Raw genomic sequence first — 700 nt, 5'->3', positions numbered from 1 at the left:
TGACGATGATTGCGTCGCGGGCCGGTTTGGTGATGGATCCGGGTTCGAAGGTGACGTATAACGGGGTGGAGATCGGCCGGGTGGGGTCGATTGCGGAGACGGTGCGTGATGGGAAGCCGGCGGCGAAGTTCACGTTGGAGGTGTTTCCGCGGTATTTGGCGTTGATTCCGGCGAATGTGAATGCGGATATCAAGGCGACGACGGTGTTTGGTGGCAAGTATGTGTCGTTGACGACGCCGGCGAATCCGTCGCCGCAGAAGATTTCGTCGCGCACGGTGATCGATGCGCGGTCGGTGACCACCGAGATCAATACGTTGTTTCAGACGATCACGTCGATCGCGGAGAAGGTGGATCCGATCAAGCTGAATCTGACGTTGAGTGCGGCGGCGCAGTCGTTGTCGGGGTTGGGGGAGAAGTTCGGTCAGTCGGTGGTCAACGCCAACGTGTTGCTTGATGATGTGAATCCGCGGATGCCGCAGGCGCGCAAGGATATTCAGCAGTTGGCGGCGTTGGGTGATACGTATGCGAATGCGGCGCCGGATCTGTTCGACTTTTTGAACGACGCGGTGATCACCGCGCGCACCCTCAATGCTCAGCAGAAGGATTTGGATCAGGCGTTGTTGTCGGCGGCCGGGTTTGGTAACACCGGTGCCGAGCTGTTCAACAAGGGTGGGCCGTATCTGGCGCGCGGCGCCGCCGA

At 59.9% G+C, this 700-nt stretch carries 1 protein-coding gene; it reads left to right on the top strand.

What is annotated here, in order from left to right; genetic code table 11:
* The coding region (locus tag A5646_RS14455; RefSeq protein ID WP_156765606.1) for an MCE family protein at nucleotides 1-700 on the top strand (700 nt) is incomplete at both ends.

The organism is Mycobacterium sp. 1245499.0 (assembly GCF_001673615.1).
Taxonomy (GTDB): domain Bacteria; phylum Actinomycetota; class Actinomycetes; order Mycobacteriales; family Mycobacteriaceae; genus Mycobacterium; species Mycobacterium europaeum_A.
Note: the sequence above shows the minus strand (reverse complement) of the source record. Positions and strands in the feature narration are given on the sequence as shown.